Here is a 17460-nt window from a genome sequence, read left to right on the forward strand (position 1 = left end):
CCACTGCTCCGCTCATAATAAGTTGTTGCTTTTCAATTTTACCGTAAAGCACTTTTAAGACTATCATTTGTGCGATCGTTGCCACAACTAACACAATTGATGCCATTTGAATGCCGTCCATTTTGTAAAAGACAAAAAACAGAATCAGCGGAATAAATTCAAGTAATTGTTTCATTTGATCTCCTATTAATTTGCCGGCATTTGGCGATAAACTTGATAAAAGCGGAAACTAAAAATTGCCATAAATACATTAATTACCGCACTGAAAACAACGGTAATTAGTGCCCCGACAAAATCATTACCAAAAACCGCAAATAATCGAGATAGCATTCCCGGTAATAAATAAGAGATCACACAAAATAAAATTAATGGTAGCATTTTTCCACGCGATAATTGGAAGGTAAATTTAATACTTTCTGATAAGGTTTTCTGTGGTTTTTCCAATAAATATGCATAAATAACGATCGACAATTTAATGAAAAAATAAAAACCAACCACTAGCATAGGCAAAGCAATAATCACAGTTTCAGGCGATGCCATCGCAAAAGAAGCCCCCAACGAAAGAGGAAGTACCATAATAAATTGCAACATTAAAACAGGTAAAAAGTGTTTTAATGCTCCACCTGCATTTTGGAAAAAGTGCTGATAGTTGCCATTATTGATAGATTGAATGTTTAAAATCATCAATACTGTCATAAATAAATTGGCAATTCCTAATAAAACAGTTGGCATTAAAATAGCTAATAATTTTGAGCTATCAATTTGAATTTGTTGTGGCTGCTGATCTGCAACCATTTCCGGCGAAGCTGGCAATAATAAAATAAATGCCAGCTGCACCACCACAATAGTCATTATCGCAAACAGTGTGAAAGATTGCTGATTACGCATAAAATTCCAACTTTGTTGTAATAAATCCACAAATTTAATTGGCATAAAATATCCTTCAAATAAGTTGTAAACACTTTGTTGTAAAGTATAGCAAGTGTTAACCCAAACTGCATTAACCTATTGTAGATTTTAGTAAGTTAGCTACAATAAAAGAAAAGATTGAAAGAGAAAAACTATGTTAAGCCTGTTTGAAGCGGGGCAACGCTATCTAAACACGTTGCCTAATCAGAAAAAATTGGCAAATTTTATGCCTGATTATCACATTATTCGCCTTGTTAAATTTTCTTCTAAAGTAATGCCTGCTTTTGCGTGCTTTGCTTTAGTATGGCAATACTTTTTTACCGATCCCACACAGTCTGTTGTAGCTAATTCTGTTATTACGGCTATTTTTGCGATCTCTATCCCTTTTCAAGGGCTTTATTGGCTGGGTAAGCGAGCAAAATCGCCACTTTCCTTATCATTGTTGGAATGGTATGAATCGCTCAGGCAAAAGCTAATTACCGCTCAAATCAAACTTGAAGAAGAACAAGCGGTGCCTTCTTTCCAAGATTTTGCAAATTTACTGAAATTAGCGGAAGAAACGTGGGGAAATGAATACTTTGATGAGCTTTAAAAGCCTAAAAGAAAAAAGCTCCACTCAAATAAGTGAGCGGAGCAAAACTTTTGTTCTAATTCTGGAGGTTTGAATTACTGTTTTATAAAAGGAGACAAATAAAACAAGAACAAAAGAAAATAAAAAATCTTTGGCTCCTCCTGGGGGACTCGAACCTGCGACATATGGATTAACAGTCCACCGTTCTACCGACTGAACTAAGGAGGAATTAACGATGTGCATAATAGGCTAAAACGTTTTAGCCGTCAAATAAAACAATGAACATTCGTTCATTATTTACATTTATTTACGCTCTTAGCATTAAAAATACTTAATTAGAGGTACAAACAGAGCAGTTTTTTTGCTTAGGCAGTGCCATTTCTCGTATTGAAAAATGTAAACCATCAATCATCAACAATTTTCCCGATAATATTTTACCGATATTCAGCAACACTTTTATCGCTTCTAACGCTTGAAAACTACCAATGACCCCAACAATTGGAGCAATTACGCCAGCTTCAACACAACTCAATGTGCCATCACCAAATAAGCTACTCAAACACTGATAGCAAGGCTCGTTATCTTGATAAGTAAATACACTAATTTGCCCCTCAAAACGGATTGCCGATCCTGATACAAGCGGTCGCTTTTGGTTAAAACATTGCAAGTTCAGTTGATTACGAACAGTTACGTTATCGGTACAATCTAGCACTAAATCTGTTTTAGCAATGAGTTCTGCCCACTGTTCATCGCTACATTTTTGGTTGATAACTTCAATTTGAATATTTGGATTAATCGCTGACAAACGAGCTTTTGCCGATTCAACTTTAGGCAACCCAATGGTTTCATCGGTATGCAAAATTTGACGTTGCAAATTAGAAAGTGAAACTGTATCAAAATCAACCAAAGTGAGATGCCCTACCCCGGCTGAAGCAAGATATTGCGACGCCGCACAGCCTAAACCGCCCAAGCCAACAATTAAAATTCGGCTCGATTTTAATTTTTCCTGCCCGTCAAAATCAACACTTTTGAGAATAATTTGGCGGTTATAACGAAGAATTTCGTGATCGGTCAGTTCCATATCTTCCCTCAACTAACCGAGTAACGAATTAAACGGCTGAATCGTTACCTTTTCCCCAACCTCTACATTACCACGCTCTGCTTCAAGCACGATAAAACAGTTACTTTCATTAAAAGCACTAAAAATATGCGAACCTTGTGTACCAATAGGTCGAACTTCCAGCCCTCCTTGCTGATTAGCGTAGTAATAGCCACGTTGGAAATCTTGACGACCAACTGCTTTTTTCAATTTTTCGGCACTACAAGCGGTTAAATTTTGCGTAAGATTTGCAATTTTATCTGCTGATAAACCTGATAATTTCGCTAAAGCAGGCTGTACTAATTGGTAGAAGGTTACTAATGCGGAAACCGGATTTCCCGGCAAACCGAAGAACCACGCCTTTTCCAATTTACCAAATGCGAAAGGTTTTCCCGGTTTCATTGCAATTTTCCAGAAGCCGATTTCGCCTAATTTCTCCAATACTGTTTTAGTAAAATCTGCCTCGCCGACCGATACTCCACCGCTAGTAATCACCACATCAGCTTTTTCTTGTGCATCAATGAAAGTTTGTTCAAATAAGGTTTCATCATCCGGCAAAATACCGTAATCTAAAATCTCACAGTTGAGTTTTTCCAGCATTAAACGTACTGCAAAACGGTTGGTATCGTAAATTTTCCCTTCACTCAAAGGCTCTCCAACCGACGTTAATTCATCGCCGGTAGAAAGAATCGCCACTTTCAATTTTGCAAACACAGGCACAGAAACAATGCCGAGTGAAGCTAACAATGGCAGACTTGCTACATTCAATAGCGAACCTTTTTTCAATACCAATGCACCTTGCTTGACATCATCCCCAATACAACGAATGTTACTACCTAATTTTGGAATATTGTTAAAAGTTACAGAGCCATCTGCATTTAAAGTGGTTTCCTCTTGCATTACAACGGCATCAACACCTTTTGGCATTAAGGCTCCCGTCATAATACGCACACATTCGCCTGCTTGGAGTTCGCCACTAAACAGATTACCTGCAAAGGCTTTTCCTGCTACCTTTAAGGTTAAATTTTGCTCTAAATCTGCAATGCGTACTGCATAACCGTCCATTGCTGAATTATCAAAATTAGGCACATTAATAGGCGAGGAAATATCTTCCGCCAATACTCGGTTTGCACATTCATTTAATGGTAAATATTCAATCATTGTTGGAGCAGGCAAACGAGAAAGCATATTCTCTAATGCTTCTGCAAGAGGTAAAAGAGCCATAAATTTATTCTATTCCTATTCAAAAATCAGCTAACTTGTACGAAGAAATCACGCACACCAATAAGCAAATTATTCACTGCAATTGCCGCTAAAATTAATCCCATCACACGACTAATAATTGCCGCCCCAGCATTACCAATTAAATGCTGAATTCTATTTGCAGCTAACAATAATAAATAAGTAATTGCTAAAACAAGCATCATAATACCAGCGGTAATAAATTGATCACTAATACTAAAACGGTGATTATCGGTTAATAGTACGATTGCCATCATCGCCCCCGGAGAAGCAATAGAAGGAACAGCTAACGGATAAACCGCTAATTCATTTAAATTACTGCTCATTCTGATTTCTTGATCCGGCTTACTTTCGCCAAAAATCATCGTTAAAGCAAATAATAAAAGCACTAAGCCACCTGCAGCTTGGAAAGCCGGTAGAGGAATTTGCATTGACTCCAATAAAATCTGCCCGCCGATTAAGAAGAAAATTAAGATTCCCCCTGCAATGAGTACCGCATTTAACGCAATTTTGCGACGTGCTTCAATCGGCAAACCAATCGTTTTCGCCAAATAAACAGGAACAGATCCAACCGGGTCAATAACCGCCCAAAGAACCACAAATTGCACCGCTAATGAATCAAACATATTTTCTCTCCCTGTTATTTTGAATTTGGGAAAATTCTAACATAAAACGACCGCTTGTAGAGCGATGAGCTATAAATAACTCAGTGGTAATGCTACTAAATTTTCACTTAAATAAAGTTTAGTCGGATATTGGTTAATTATCACTCCCTGCCCGAGCGTCCATTCAGGTGAAAGCGGACTTAATAAATCAAAACTTTTCGCCATTTTTTTATTTGGGCTTGCAGTAACTTTAATTTCCACCGGATAAAGTGTGCGGTCATATTCGATAATTAAATCAATCTCTTTTTGATTAGTATCCCGATAAAAATAAAGAGGTGGTTCAATGCCTTGATTATTAAAGGATTTAATTACTTGGCTTACGACAAAAGTTTCAAAAAACTGACCGCTTTTCGCCCCACTCGAAATAGTTTCAGGGGTAAGCCATTTCGTTAAGTACGCCATTAACCCCGTATCTAAAAAATAGACTTTCGGGGTTTTTATAGCCCGTTTCAAATGGTTGTTATGATAAGGTTGCAACAAATAAATAATGCCCGAAGTCTGCAAAATTGCTACCCAACGTTTAATCGTTTCATTCGATACACCAACCTCTTGGGCGATATTGCTGTAATTCAGCAGCTCGCCACTACGAGAGGCGATCGACACCATAAAACGGGTAAAATCTGTCGTGCTGGCAATATTGGTTAATTGGCGAACATCTCTCTCAATATAAGTGGTAACATAAGAGCGATAATAAATTTCCCAGTCAGTTTCTTGTGCATATAAACGGGGCATATCGCCTTTGTGGATAAGTTGCCAAACATTTTCGGGTGATTTTAATTCCTCTTCACGAGCAAACAAATAATCATTGTTTGGCACAAAAGGTTGATTAAAACTCACTCCAAGAATTTCACGTAAAGAGAGCCCTTGCAACTTTAAAATAGCAATACGCCCGGCAAGGGTCTCACTCACATTTTGCATTAATTCAAAGGCTTGTGAACCAGAAAGCAAAAACAAACCGTTTTTCTGTTTTCGGTCAATTTCTAGTTTTAACAAAGAGAAAATTTCAGGCACATACTGCACCTCGTCTAAAATCAACTTCCCCTGATGATTTAAGAAAAACAGCCGAGACTCATCTTTTGCTTGTTGCAATAGCATAGGATCATCAAAAGTAATATATTGATAATCTTGCCCGATATATTGTAGCAGTGTTGATTTGCCTACCTGCCTTGCCCCTGTTACCAAAATCGCCGGAAATTGTTTAACTAAACGTGTTACTAATGATTGCATTTGGCGAGAGATCATTTACCCTCCTGAAATAAAATTAAGTTTAATTTAACATAGCATATTGAATTGAACTTAATTAATAATGAATTTTTAGTTTAATTCAATATAACATAATTAATTAAACTTAATAATAAGTCTATTTTCAGTTTAATTCAATATTAGATATTGAATTAAACTTAATTTTCATCTCAAACAATTTTGATTGTATTAAAATTTACTATGCTAAAATATGCAAAATTTTTAACAAAACAGACCGCTTGTAATGATATTTTTTACAGATTTAATTTTAAAACGAGGACATTCCGTCCTGATTGAAAACAGCTCCGCCACCATTCATACGGGGCAGAAGGTAGGTTTGGTGGGTAAAAACGGGTGTGGAAAATCCTCTCTTTTTGCCTTACTTAAAAATGAGCTACAGCCTGAAGGCGGCGATGTTTCACTCCCAAAAAATTGGGCAATTTCGTGGGTAAATCAAGAAACACCTGCGTTAGATATTTCCGCTCTTGATTATGTGATTCAAGGTGATAGAGAATACACAAAATTAATAGCAGAGCTTGATGAAGCGAATGCAAAAAATGACGGCAATCGCATTGCGACTATCCACGCCCATCTCGACACCATTGATGCGTGGACAATTCAAGCCAGAGCTTCTACCTTGCTCAACGGCTTAGGCTTTAGCACCGAGCAATTACAACTGCCTGTAAAATCTTTCTCGGGTGGTTGGCGTATGCGTTTAAATCTCGCTCAAGCGTTGATTTGCCGTTCCGATTTATTACTACTCGATGAACCGACCAACCACTTAGATTTAGATGCCGTGATTTGGCTCGAACGCTGGCTCACTAACTATCGTGGTACGTTATTACTGATTTCCCACGACCGTGATTTTCTTGATCCGATTATTGACCGTGTCATTCATATCGAACATCAAAAACTCAATGAATACACAGGCAATTACACCTCGTTTGAAATTCAGCGAGCAACTAAAATCGCACAACAAAATGCCGCTTATCAGCAACAACAACGAAAAGTTGCTCATTTGCAGAGCTTTATTGACCGTTTCAAAGCCAAAGCAACCAAAGCCAAACAGGCTCAAAGCCGTATTAAAGCATTGGAGAAAATGGAACTTATCGCCCCTGCGTACGCAGATTCACCGTTTGAATTTGAATTCCGCCCACCACTTGCCTTACCAAGCCCATTGCTGATGATGGAAAAAGTGAGTGCAGGTTACGCAGATAAAACCGTGCTGGAATCGGTGAAATTGAATTTAGTGCCCGGCTCTCGAATTGGTTTGCTTGGCAGAAATGGGGCGGGTAAATCCACGCTGATTAAATTACTGGCGGGCGAAATTCTTCCCCAAAATGGTGATGTACAACTGGCAAAAGGCGTTCAACTTGGCTATTTCGCCCAACACCAAGTGGATACCTTGCGTTTTGATGAAAGCCCACTTTGGCATTTGCAGAAAATCGCCCCAGAAAAAACCGAGCAAGAATTGCGTAACTACTTGGGCGGCTTTGATTTCAAAGGCGATAAAGTCGTGCAAGCGGTGCAATCCTTTTCTGGCGGTGAAAAAGCCCGTTTAGTTCTTGCCTTAATTGTGTGGCAACGCCCTAATCTTCTGCTATTGGACGAACCGACCAACCATTTAGATTTAGAAATGCGACAAGCTCTTGTTGATGCTCTGACGTATTATGAAGGATCGCTTGTAGTGGTTTCGCACGACCGTCATTTACTCCGCAGCACGGTAAATGAATTCTATTTGGTTCATAATCATAAAGTAGAAGAATTTAAAGGCGATTTAGACGATTATCAAAAATGGTTGAATGAGCAAAATGCCCTAGCGAATGAGCCGAAATCGGTACTTGCAAAAAATTCGGAAAATGCAACCGCTTGTGAGCCGACAGCCAATGAAAATAGTGCGGCAAACCGCAAAGAGCAAAAGCGTTTAGAAGCCGAACGCCGCCAACAAACCGCTCCACTGCGTAAAAAAATCACGCAGTTGGAAAAAGAATTGGAAAAAGCCACTGAAAAACTGAATAAGTTAGAAGAAATGCTTGGCGATAGCGAGCTCTACGAAGCAGAAAATAAAGCCAAACTCACCGAAACTCTTGCTCAACAAGTTGAGACTAAAAAACAGGTGGAGGAAATTGAAATGCAGTGGTTGGAGGCACAGGAAGAGTTGGAAGGGATGTTGGCAGACTAATGTTTTCCCTTTTACATTATAACTGGGTTAGGTAGACTAACCCAGCACACGGACAAATAGAATTATCTTGAATTAGCTTCCTTTAATAATTTTTCAATTTCATCAGCTTTCTCAATGATCATATCCATATATTTATAGCTTGACGAAATTCCAGCAAAAGAGCCACCCTCATATTCCGCTGCTGCGGCTTTCACACTTAAGTCTTTATACTTAATCCAAGCTCTTTGGGCTTCTTTAAATGCTTTAGAATGATTAGGGGAAAGAGTTTTCAAGTACTGATTATAAACTTTATTTAAACGTTTCTCCTGACGATTAGTTTCCTCAGAAATACAATTTGCCAAATCACTGTTATTATTAGATTCATTGCTTCTGCATTTAATAAATGTCGAAGAATAATTAACTTCTGCCGCTGCCATAACTGGCAACAGAACAAGTAGGGCATATTTTTTCATAAAATCTCCTTAAATTAGCGTAAAAACTTTTGGGATTTTACAGTTGTTGTTTTTTTGCACAATATGCTATTTTTATACCCACCTAAATTTAGGTAAATTAGCTAAACAAAAAAGGCATTGAGCCACACCCTCAATGCCTTTTCTATTCAATTAAAATCTCTACACTCTCGGCTTCGTTTCTGCCAAAACGGTATATTTATTATTCATTTCTTCTGCCCAAGCGGTTAAATTTGGGTGATTTTTTGCAAGATCATAGCCGATTTTTTCTAAGCGGAACGCCCACCAGTCAATTAATGCAACTGCGGTTAATGTGCCTAAATTAAGCTCCGTACCAAATTCTTGTATGGCTTCTTCTAAGTGTTGGAAAGTGCGGATATTTCTTTCCATTAATTGTTCGTGGCGACTTACCCACCATTCATTTTCGGGGCGAGCCATTTTTTCTTGGATAATGGTGTGCATTGTGTTTTCCATTATACCGTCTGCCAAATTGTGCAAAGCTAATACCGCCCAGCGTGGTTTGCCCTCTTTTGGCAGTAAAGGCATATTATTGCCTTTTTGGTCGAGATACTCACTGATGAGCAAACTGCCGAATAGCCAGCGTCCGCAATTACGTTGTAAAGCCGGAATACGCCCTAGCGGATTGTCTTGGTTGTGTGGTGAGTTTGGATCCATTGCGGCGGTTACCCGCAACATTTCCACTTTGTCATCAAGCTGGTGATGTTTAATAACCGCAAGGGCTTTGCGAGCAAAAGGGCTTGTTGTTGAGTACCAAAGTTTCATACTGTTCTCCGTTTCTTTTTAGTAACATAAATTAGCAAATTTTTTGCCAAAAATGACCGCTTGTAGGCTCTGCTTGAACACAGATATGTTCGTTTTCGTATTCAAATTCAAGCTGGTAGGCGTGTAAATAAACCCTATCCGCCTCTGTGCCCGAATAAAGTTTATCGCCTAAAATCGGACTACCTAAACTTTTCATTGCTACTCTTAATTGATGGGTTTTACCTGTTTTCGGTTGCAAAATAAAATGACGAAGTGATGGTTCAAGCGAATGGGAGGTAAATTGTGTTACCGCCGGGTTCTCTTTGCTGTGACATAATTTCCAAGCCCCATTTCGGCTTTTTTCCATATCACCCACAATTCTGCCTTGCTTTTTCTTCGGTTTTTTATCGCTCAACACCCAATAGGTTTTCTGAATTTTATGCTGTTCAAACAAGTGATAAAACGTCGCAGCTGCCCCTTTGTTTAAGGCTAAAATCAACAAACCGGAGGTGATTTTATCGAGACGATGTACCAACCAAACTTGCTCAATATTCAGTTGGCGGGCAACCATTTCCGTTAAGCCGATTTCCGCTTCATCTTTATGTACACTTACACCATCAGGCTTGTTGATAATAATAAAATCAGGGTGCTGATAACAAATAGGCAATGTTAAGGTCATTTTGCTATAATCTCGTTTATTTTTAACTATTTTAACAAGGAATTACGATGGCTGTTACCATTTATTTAGTTCGACACGGCAGAACCGTTTGGAATATTGAAGGTAGATTGCAAGGCTCTGGCGACTCAGCCCTTGTGGAAGAAGGCATTATTGGGGCAAAGAAAACCGGCATTGCGTTAAAAGATGTGCCTTTTACCGCTGCTTATTCCAGTATGCAAAAACGGGCTCAAGATACCGCAAACTACATTTTAGCGGAAAATAAATTAAGTAATATCCCTCACTTTCATCATAAAGGGCTGAACGAATTTGATTTCGGTAGTTGGGAGGGAATGAAATCCCTTGATTTACAAGAGAATGAAGAATATTGGGTAATGAAACGCACGCCGGCTGAATATCTCGCTAAAACAAACGGTGGCGAGCGGTTCGAACAACTTTATCAACGTGCTACCCAAGCGTTTAATCAAATTGCTCAACTTCATCAAAATGATGGCAAAGTGTTGATTGTTTCACACGGAATGACCTTAACTCTGCTTACCGCTGTGTTAAAAGGCATTGCGTGGCAAGATTTTCGTAATGAAGAAAAGCATAGTTTTATCATTAACACAGCGATTACCAAAGTGGAAGTGGATAATGGCAAAGTAACGGTCTTAGAGTTTAATAATATCGACCATTTAGATAATATTCCAACAAGCCAATATAAACGATAATGTTAAGGGCGGAACATTGTCTGACCTACAATTTCTAATCAGAAAATACTTTTTCTTTTGTTTCCGTTTTAGCAAACACTGTATTTTTCACCGATGTTAATAACTCTTGGCGAATAGCGGAAATTCTTGGTCGCTCATTAGCTTGAAAAGCAACCGGGCGACAAAATTCCATTGCTTTGATGCCAAGCCTTGCAGTGAGTAAACCTACACCAATACCTTGTGCGGCACGGAGCGACAGTTTTGCCGTGAGGTTTTGCGAGAAGAAATCCATTCCTACATCGGTAGCGATTTCCGTTGCTCCGGCAAATACCATATTTTTTAACACCATTTTGAATAGTTTTAAGCGGCTGATGTAACCCAATTCCATTCCGTAGGCTTTGGTAATTTTATTCACTAAGGCAATATTTCTTGCTGCCATTAGTAATACATCAACGACGGCAAGTGGGCTGACAGCCACAATAACCGCATTTTCTGCCGCATTACGGGAAATCATTTGCTTAACTTGTTTATCAATCGGCTTGAGTACATTTTCGCTGAAAAGATATAGCACCTCTTTGGCATTATAAGCTTCATTAAGCTGGCTTTTCCAACGTTGTTCGGCTTGAGCAATGGTCGGTAAATGATTGAGGTTATTTGCAACATCTTCACAAAATTTGACCGCTTGTTCGCCATCATTTGAGGGAAGTTGTTCCAATAAAAGCTGCTGACTGACTTGTTGATTTTTCTGATGATTACGCAGATAAACCAATTTACGCCATTCAGAGACAATCACGCCCACACCGAACAAGCTAATAATAAAAAAGACTATTGAGAAAGCAAAATAGATCCACTCTTTTTGTTGGAAAGTATCGATTAACCATTGAATACTTTGAGCAATCACCGCCACGCCAAATAAGGCAAGCGTTGCAAGCAACACTCGAACCCAAAAGCGAGAAGGTTTTAGGCTTTCTTCAATAATCAGTTCTGCCTCAACAGCTTTAGCTTCTTCCTCAATAATTGAATTTTCGAGATCAAACTCTTGTTTAGGCTCAAAATACTCGGTTATTTTTAGCTCTTCTTCATTAAAAATTTGTTTACTCATTTAGCCCACCGCCTTCTCAATATGTGCTTTTAGACCATCATAGCCGTGTTCAGTTTTCAAAATATCAAATAATTCTACTGCTTGTGGATATTCTTTATCCAAATAACGTAACCATTGCTTAATACGGGCAACGTGGTAAAAACCTGTGTCAAACTGATTTTCCATCTGAACATACTTAAACAATAGTTGCAAAACTTCACTCCACGCCATTTTTAGCTCGTTATATTTCACAACCTTGCTCAAATTTGGCGTATTTAATGCCCCTCTGCCAATCATCAAAGTATTGCAAGCGGTCATTTCTTGGCAATTTTTTGCAGATTCAAAATCCCAAATTTCGCCATTGGCGATAACAGGAATAGTTAAACGCTTTTGAATCTCACCAATCGCTTGCCAGTTAATACGTTCGGCACGATAGCCATCCGATTTTGTTCGCCCGTGTACGGTTATTTCATTCGCTCCACCTTGCTGAACAGCATCGGCAATTTCAAAGCATTGCTCGGCAGAATCCCAGCCCAAACGCACTTTTACAGACACAATCTGTTCATTTGGCACAGCTTCTCGCATTGCTTTTGTCGCTCGGTAAATTGAATCAGGATCTTTAAGTAGCGATGCCCCTCCATTACTACCATTTACCGTTTTAGATGGGCAACCACAGTTCAGATCTACCCCGTGCGAGCCCAGCTCAATCGCAAGTGCTGCATTTTCAGCCAACCACTGGGGGTGCTGCCCTAAAATCTGCACTCGCACTGGCGTGCCGGAATCCGTTAATCCGCCTTGATAAAGCTCAGGTGCTAAACGATAAAAAGCTTTTTTCGGTAATTTTTGATCCACAACCCGCACAAATTCAGAAATACAGAGATCGTATTCATTCACAGAGGTTAAAAGGTTACGAACGAAAGGATCTAACACCCCCTGCATTGGGGCGAGAATAACTTTTGGAATTGAGTTCATTAGTTAAAATAAAATGACAAGCGGTTGAATTTTATAAAAATTTTGCAAAAAAATGCGTAAATTCAACCGCTTGAGAGTTAAAAATGTCTATCGTGAATACGCAAATCAGGACGAGCAATCACATAAATGATCAGAGCGGTAATTGCTCCTAACGTATCTGCTAACATATCTTTTTGAGCATCCCAAATATCGCCTTGCGAGCCTAAAAATTCAATACCTGCATTGCCACCTTCTATCACCGCATATTGCCACTCAATAATTTCATAGGCTGCCGCCACCGACATTATAAAAAATAACGAGAAAAAGAGGGCAACTCCAAAGGTACATTTACGTTTACGCAATAACCATTCCGCCATTGGGTAGCTATAAAAACCGATAATATAATGTGCCACACGGTCAAAATGGTTACGTTCTTCTCCTAAAAATGGTGTTAGAAATTGATTCGCCCAATCAAACGGCACATTGGCAAAAGTATATTTTGCCCCAATTAAATGCATAATTAACCAAAGCGACATTAGAAAATAAGCTAAGCCGCTAAACTGAAATTTTGGGTAAGTGATAATCAGCAAGCCGAATACGACAAAAATGGGGGCAACTTCCGCATACCATACCGCTCTATCTGTTGGATTAAAACCAGACCAAACGGCAATAACGGTAATAACTATAGCTAAAAACAGCGGAATGATATGCGAACGTGAATCCATTATTTCCATCCTTTTACTTTGCAGATGAGATCATAGGCGGATTGAATTTGTTGGGCTTTTTCTTTCGCTAATTCCATCATTTCATCAGGTAAGCCTTTTGCTGCTAATTTATCAGGGTGATGTTCGTTCATTAGCTTGCGGTAAGCTCGTTTAACCGTATTTTGATCGTCTTGTGCCGTTACACCTAACACAGTATAAGCCGCTTCAATACTCGGTTTTGCCGGCTGTTGATAACCATATCCACCACCTTGAGAACTGTAGCCACTTTGCGACTGCTGATGATAGCTTCCACCTTGTTGGTAATAGCCCCCGGTGCGGAATTGTTGAGCTGCCATAATCATCGCGATCATTTGCTCAAATTGGAAACGAGACATTCCCATTGTTTCTGCAATCGTAAAGAGAATTTGTTGTTCGTTTGCATCCAATTCGCCATCTTGCAACGCCGCTTGCATTTGTACTTCAACAAAGAAACGCAGTAAATCGGTTCTTGCACCACAGGCTTCACGAAACTCTTGAATAACTTGACGCAATGGGAAATTAGGCTCTTTACCTAAAGTGAAAGCCTCTTGAGCCAATTGTTGAGCTGCACCGTCTAATTTTAGGCGAGCCATTAATGCACGGGCTAATTCAATATCGGCTTCGGTTACACGACCTTTGGCTTTCGCAATATGTCCTAAGACTGCAAAGGTAGTTTGAGTGAAAAGCGATTGGCGAGTAAGGTTTTTACCAAAAGTACTCGAGCGTACAGTCCCTAAGGCATAGAGTTTTTTATCTGCCAAATGCCCAATAAATGCCCCTAATAGCCCACCAAATAGACCGTGAAAAATTTGGTAACCCAAAATAAAGCCAATTATTTTTCCAATAAATTGCATTTTTTATCCTTTTCGTAAACTAAGTGGTGCTATTCTAACAAAATTTATGGCAAAGATTAATGATTTCACTTTGCTTGCTTTTTCGTTAAAACGAACATAAACCAACTTGCTATAAAAATAATTGCATAACCTAGCCAGCTCCACACATCAGGGTATTGCTCAAAAAGTAGTGCTCCTAAAACCGCACTAAAGATTACTGATGCGTAGCTATAGATTGAGATATCTTTAGCAGCTGCGTATTTATATGCTGTAGTTACACAAAACTGTCCAACTGCTGACGCGATGCCCGCTAGAGTTAAGTACACTAATTGCATAGAAGTCAGTGGTACATAATCAATGGCGACAAAAGGTAATAATATCAAGGTCGAGAACGCAGAAAAAAAGAAAACAATGGTATTTGGCGATTCTAATTTTTCTGTTTTTGACAATAATCTCAAACATAAGTAGGCAATCGCGGCAAAAACAGAGCCAATAATACCAATTAAATAAGGGATAAATTGAATATCAAATGCAGGTTTAATAATAAAAAGTGCACCAATAAAGGCAACAATACATAAGAGCCACTGTGCTATAGAAGCTTTTTCTTTCAAAAAGATAGCGGATAGAATAATCAAAATAAAAGAAGTTAGCTTGCCAATCATATCTACATCACTTAATACGAGATGATCTATGATATAAACACCAACTAAAATACCGATTAGACCAGTAACCGAACGACAAAGTAACAAAAGCCGATTTTCTTTATGCCCGAAGAATAATTGACGATTTTTCCAAACAATATAGCCGCTTATTAATGCCGTAATACAATTACGGAAAATGGCTTTTTCAGCCACAGGTAATTCACCAGATAAGAGAAGAAATACTGCCATAGCAGCAAAGCCTAATGCCGATAAAAGTACACAAAATATGGCTTTAAATAACGGAGATAAGGCATTCCAGAAATTCATAATATAGATATTTAATAAAAAGAAAGCCCTGATTATTCAGGGCTTCATTTTAGAATCAACTAAGAATTAGTATTCTAATACTGCACGACGGTTTTTCGCGTAGTCAGACTCAGAATGACCTAATACAGCTGGTTTCTCTTCACCGTAAGAAACAGTTGAAGTATTGTTAGCACCTTTAGCTGCTAAGTAACCTTTAACTGCATCTGCACGACGTTGACCTAATGCGATGTTGTACTCTGGAGTGCCACGCTCATCCGCGTGACCAGCAATAGTTACGTTACCTTGAGTTTTAGCTAATAATTGAGCGTGAGCGTCTAATAATTGACGGTATTCACCTTCAACTGCATAGCTATCAAAACCAAAGTATACTGTGTTGTATTGTGCTTTTAATTGCTCAGCTGTTAAACCACCGAATTCGCCTGCTGCATTCGCTGCTGCGTTTGCGTTTGCATTTGCGTTTGCTGCTGCATCATCAGATGAGCTGCTACATGCTGCTAATGCGAAAGCTGGTACTGCTACCATTAAAACTTTAGCAAATTTTTTCATTTGTTGCTCCTAATTAGAGAAATATTATTATTTAGTTAAGTATGGGGACCACGCAGGGAATTTATAATGTCCGCCTGCTCCCGGCAAATTAGCTTTAAAACGCCCATCTGCGGATACCAATTGTAGCACTTTACTCGTACCTTTGGTAGAGCTATAAATAACCATAATGCCATTTGGTGAAATACTTGGACTTTCGTCTAAGAAAGTTGAACTCAGTACTTCCGTGCCACCTGAAGCGAGATCGCGTTTCACAACTCTATCACCGGCAATCATGATTAGATTCTTACCATCAGATGATACTTTAGCATTGTAGCTACCACGACCACCCATTGGGCTTGCACCGCCACCTGATGAACTCATTCTATACACTTGTGGAGAACCAGCACGGTCAGAAGTGAAGTAGATTGTACTCCCGTCTGGAGACCAGCTAGGCTCAGTATTATTTCCTGCATTTGCAGTTAATTTGCTTGGTGTTCCACCGTTGCTACCCACCACATAAATATTTAACTCACCATCTTGGTTAGAAGCAAATGCAATACGAGAACCGTCTGGTGAGAATGCCGGTGCACCGTTATGCCCTTTTAATGCAGCTACAACACGGCGAGAACCTGAACGGATATCGTGCACAACAACCTGTGCTTTTTTGTTCTCAAAGGTAACATAGGCTAATTTGCTACCATCCGGAGACCATTCTGGAGACATTAATGGCTCTTTACTTGTTGTAATAGTGAAAGCGTTGAAGCCATCATAATCCGATACACGTAATTCATAAGATGATACGCCACGTTGTACTACATAAGCAATTTTCGTTCTAAATGCACCACGAATTTGAGTTAATTTTTCAAATACTTGATCACTTACTGTGTGAGCACCTTGACGGATTTGTGCTGCTGGCACAATGAATGAGCCTTGAGCAATTACACCACCTGCAGTCCCTGAAGTCCCTAGCGTATCAATTAATTGATAAGCTACGTTATAACCGCCGCCAGTGCTACTTACTTGTCCTACAACAATATTATCAATCCCAATAGCACTCCATTGATCTGCTACTACTTCTCCAGCAGAACCCGGTTGTGCAGGCATTTGAGAACGTTCAAGCGGTGTAAATTTACCACTATTTCGCAAATCGTCAGAAATAATCTGTGCCACATCAGCAGGCACGCCACTTGCTTTAAACGGCACAACCGCAATCGGTTGAGCCATACTTACACCTTCATCAATAGAAATTCGAACATCAGAATCTGCCATCACTTGGCTTGTAACCAATGTAGAAACTATCGCTATTACACTCGATATACGAGAGAATAATTTCATTTTTAACCCTCTAAAGTTATTTAACTTTTAAACTAAAATCAAGCGTTGGAGATTTAAACATATTATAGACTGCATCTGATGGTGCAGGCGGCACTTTTCTGGTTGCCACAATTGCACTTACCGCTGCATCACACACTGCTTTATCGCCACTAACTACTTGATAATTAGTAATTGTACCATCTCGACTTAAGAAAATCTTAACATCGCATTGTTTTCCTGCAAAGCTTGGATCAACACGATATTTAGATTGAATTAATTTCTTAATTCGCTGACCGTATGCATTACCATCGACATTCGCACCTTGACCAAGACCACTTGTACCGCCTGATCCTTGAGAACCCGATGAGTTTTTATTACCGCCTTTGCTTGAACCACCGCCAATGTCGCCACCATCTAGGAAATCGTCAAGTGCTTTGTTATTCTTCGCTTGAGCAGCTTTTGCTTCAGCAGCGGCTTTTGCTTTAGCCTCTTTCTCTGCTTTTTCTTTAGCAGCTTTTTCAGCTTTTGCTTTAGCTTCTTTCTCTGCTTTTTCTTTAGC

20 protein-coding genes and 1 tRNA gene are annotated in these 17460 nt (G+C 39.2%); 3 read left to right on the plus strand and 18 right to left on the minus strand.

All coding sequences use genetic code 11. The annotated features are described in order from the left end of the window. On the minus strand, positions 1–175 hold a 175-nt coding region (locus tag ACJHV0_RS08005), incomplete at its 3' end, for a septation protein IspZ (RefSeq protein ID WP_483133874.1). Positions 176–186: 11 nt separating this feature from the next. Further along, the gene (locus ACJHV0_RS08010; protein WP_334254809.1) at positions 187–933 is read right to left on the minus strand and encodes an ABC transporter permease; all 747 of its coding nucleotides are present in this window, start codon (positions 931–933) and stop codon (positions 187–189) included. Positions 934–1063: 130 nt separating this feature from the next. Between ACJHV0_RS08010 and yfbV the strand changes: the two genes are divergently transcribed. After that, positions 1064–1501 (plus strand): terminus macrodomain insulation protein YfbV, encoded by a 438-nt coding sequence (gene yfbV / locus ACJHV0_RS08015; RefSeq protein WP_334229760.1) that lies wholly within the window; start codon positions 1064–1066, stop codon positions 1499–1501. A 131-nt stretch (positions 1502–1632) separates the two neighbouring features. Here yfbV and ACJHV0_RS08020 read toward each other — a convergent pair. The 5 genes from ACJHV0_RS08020 to ACJHV0_RS08040 all read right to left on the minus strand — a co-directional run bounded on the left by ACJHV0_RS08020 (position 1633) and on the right by ACJHV0_RS08040 (position 5728). Continuing rightward, positions 1633–1708 (minus strand) — tRNA-Asn (locus tag ACJHV0_RS08020). 103 nt (positions 1709–1811) lie between these two features. Next, positions 1812–2561 (minus strand): molybdopterin-synthase adenylyltransferase MoeB, encoded by a 750-nt coding sequence (gene moeB, locus ACJHV0_RS08025; RefSeq protein WP_334235984.1) that lies wholly within the window; start codon positions 2559–2561, stop codon positions 1812–1814. Between the two features lie 12 nt (positions 2562–2573). Then, positions 2574–3803, minus strand: coding sequence for a molybdopterin molybdotransferase MoeA (moeA, locus tag ACJHV0_RS08030; protein WP_483133865.1), 1230 nt, complete (start codon positions 3801–3803; stop codon positions 2574–2576). 26 nt (positions 3804–3829) lie between these two features. After that, positions 3830–4447, minus strand: a complete 618-nt coding sequence (locus ACJHV0_RS08035) for a MarC family protein (RefSeq protein WP_283386120.1) — start codon at positions 4445–4447, stop codon at positions 3830–3832. 69 nt (positions 4448–4516) lie between these two features. Then, positions 4517–5728 (minus strand): ATP-binding protein, encoded by a 1212-nt coding sequence (locus ACJHV0_RS08040; RefSeq protein ID WP_483133866.1) that lies wholly within the window; start codon positions 5726–5728, stop codon positions 4517–4519. A 244-nt stretch (positions 5729–5972) separates the two neighbouring features. Here ACJHV0_RS08040 and ACJHV0_RS08045 point away from each other — a divergent pair, with 244 nt between their 5' ends. Further along, positions 5973–7910 carry an ABC transporter ATP-binding protein gene (locus tag ACJHV0_RS08045; RefSeq protein ID WP_483133867.1) on the plus strand — a complete coding sequence of 646 codons (1938 nt, stop codon included), beginning with the start codon at positions 5973–5975 and terminating at the stop codon, positions 7908–7910. A gap of 62 nt (positions 7911–7972) precedes the next feature. Here ACJHV0_RS08045 and ACJHV0_RS08050 read toward each other — a convergent pair whose 3' ends face one another. From ACJHV0_RS08050 to ACJHV0_RS08060, 3 genes are all read right to left on the minus strand, one after another. Beyond that, positions 7973–8362, minus strand: a complete 390-nt coding sequence (locus ACJHV0_RS08050) for a lysozyme inhibitor LprI family protein (protein ID WP_483133868.1) — start codon at positions 8360–8362, stop codon at positions 7973–7975. Between the two features lie 159 nt (positions 8363–8521). Beyond that, positions 8522–9142: a glutathione S-transferase gene (locus ACJHV0_RS08055; protein WP_483133869.1), complete on the minus strand. Its 621-nt coding sequence runs from the start codon at positions 9140–9142 to the stop codon at positions 8522–8524. 31 nt (positions 9143–9173) lie between these two features. Further along, entirely contained in the window at positions 9174–9800 is a 627-nt protein-coding gene (locus ACJHV0_RS08060) for a TIGR01621 family pseudouridine synthase (RefSeq protein ID WP_483133870.1), read from the minus strand. Between the two features lie 47 nt (positions 9801–9847). Here ACJHV0_RS08060 and ACJHV0_RS08065 point away from each other — a divergent pair, with 47 nt between their 5' ends. Next, positions 9848–10507 carry a histidine phosphatase family protein gene (locus tag ACJHV0_RS08065; RefSeq protein WP_025236329.1) on the plus strand — a complete coding sequence of 220 codons (660 nt, stop codon included), beginning with the start codon at positions 9848–9850 and terminating at the stop codon, positions 10505–10507. Between the two features lie 34 nt (positions 10508–10541). Here the strand turns inward: ACJHV0_RS08065 and ACJHV0_RS08070 are convergent, their stop codons facing one another. From ACJHV0_RS08070 to tolA, 8 genes are all read right to left on the minus strand, one after another. Further along, a complete protein-coding gene (locus tag ACJHV0_RS08070) occupies positions 10542–11588 on the minus strand; it encodes a TIGR01620 family protein (RefSeq protein ID WP_483133871.1) in 1047 nt (348 codons plus the stop codon). Next, positions 11589–12539 (minus strand): tRNA dihydrouridine(16) synthase DusC, encoded by a 951-nt coding sequence (gene dusC, locus ACJHV0_RS08075; protein WP_483133872.1) that lies wholly within the window; start codon positions 12537–12539, stop codon positions 11589–11591. 77 nt (positions 12540–12616) lie between these two features. After that, positions 12617–13243 carry a DUF2238 domain-containing protein gene (locus tag ACJHV0_RS08080; RefSeq protein ID WP_334234091.1) on the minus strand — a complete coding sequence of 209 codons (627 nt, stop codon included), beginning with the start codon at positions 13241–13243 and terminating at the stop codon, positions 12617–12619. Beyond that, positions 13243–14115 (minus strand): co-chaperone DjlA, encoded by an 873-nt coding sequence (gene djlA / locus ACJHV0_RS08085; protein ID WP_025236333.1) that lies wholly within the window; start codon positions 14113–14115, stop codon positions 13243–13245. The genes ACJHV0_RS08080 and djlA overlap by 1 nt, the downstream gene beginning before the upstream one ends. Before the next feature lie 65 nt (positions 14116–14180). Next, positions 14181–15065, minus strand: coding sequence for a DMT family transporter (locus ACJHV0_RS08090; protein WP_483133875.1), 885 nt, complete (start codon positions 15063–15065; stop codon positions 14181–14183). Positions 15066–15128: 63 nt separating this feature from the next. Further along, the gene (locus ACJHV0_RS08095) at positions 15129–15608 is read right to left on the minus strand and encodes an OmpA family protein (RefSeq protein ID WP_283386130.1); all 480 of its coding nucleotides are present in this window, start codon (positions 15606–15608) and stop codon (positions 15129–15131) included. 27 nt (positions 15609–15635) lie between these two features. Continuing rightward, positions 15636–16922, minus strand: coding sequence for a Tol-Pal system beta propeller repeat protein TolB (tolB, locus tag ACJHV0_RS08100; protein WP_283386131.1), 1287 nt, complete (start codon positions 16920–16922; stop codon positions 15636–15638). 16 nt (positions 16923–16938) lie between these two features. Beyond that, a partial coding sequence (gene tolA / locus ACJHV0_RS08105; RefSeq protein ID WP_483133873.1) for a cell envelope integrity protein TolA occupies positions 16939–17460 on the minus strand: 522 nt, incomplete at its 5' end.

Source organism: Mannheimia sp. (assembly GCF_056854775.1).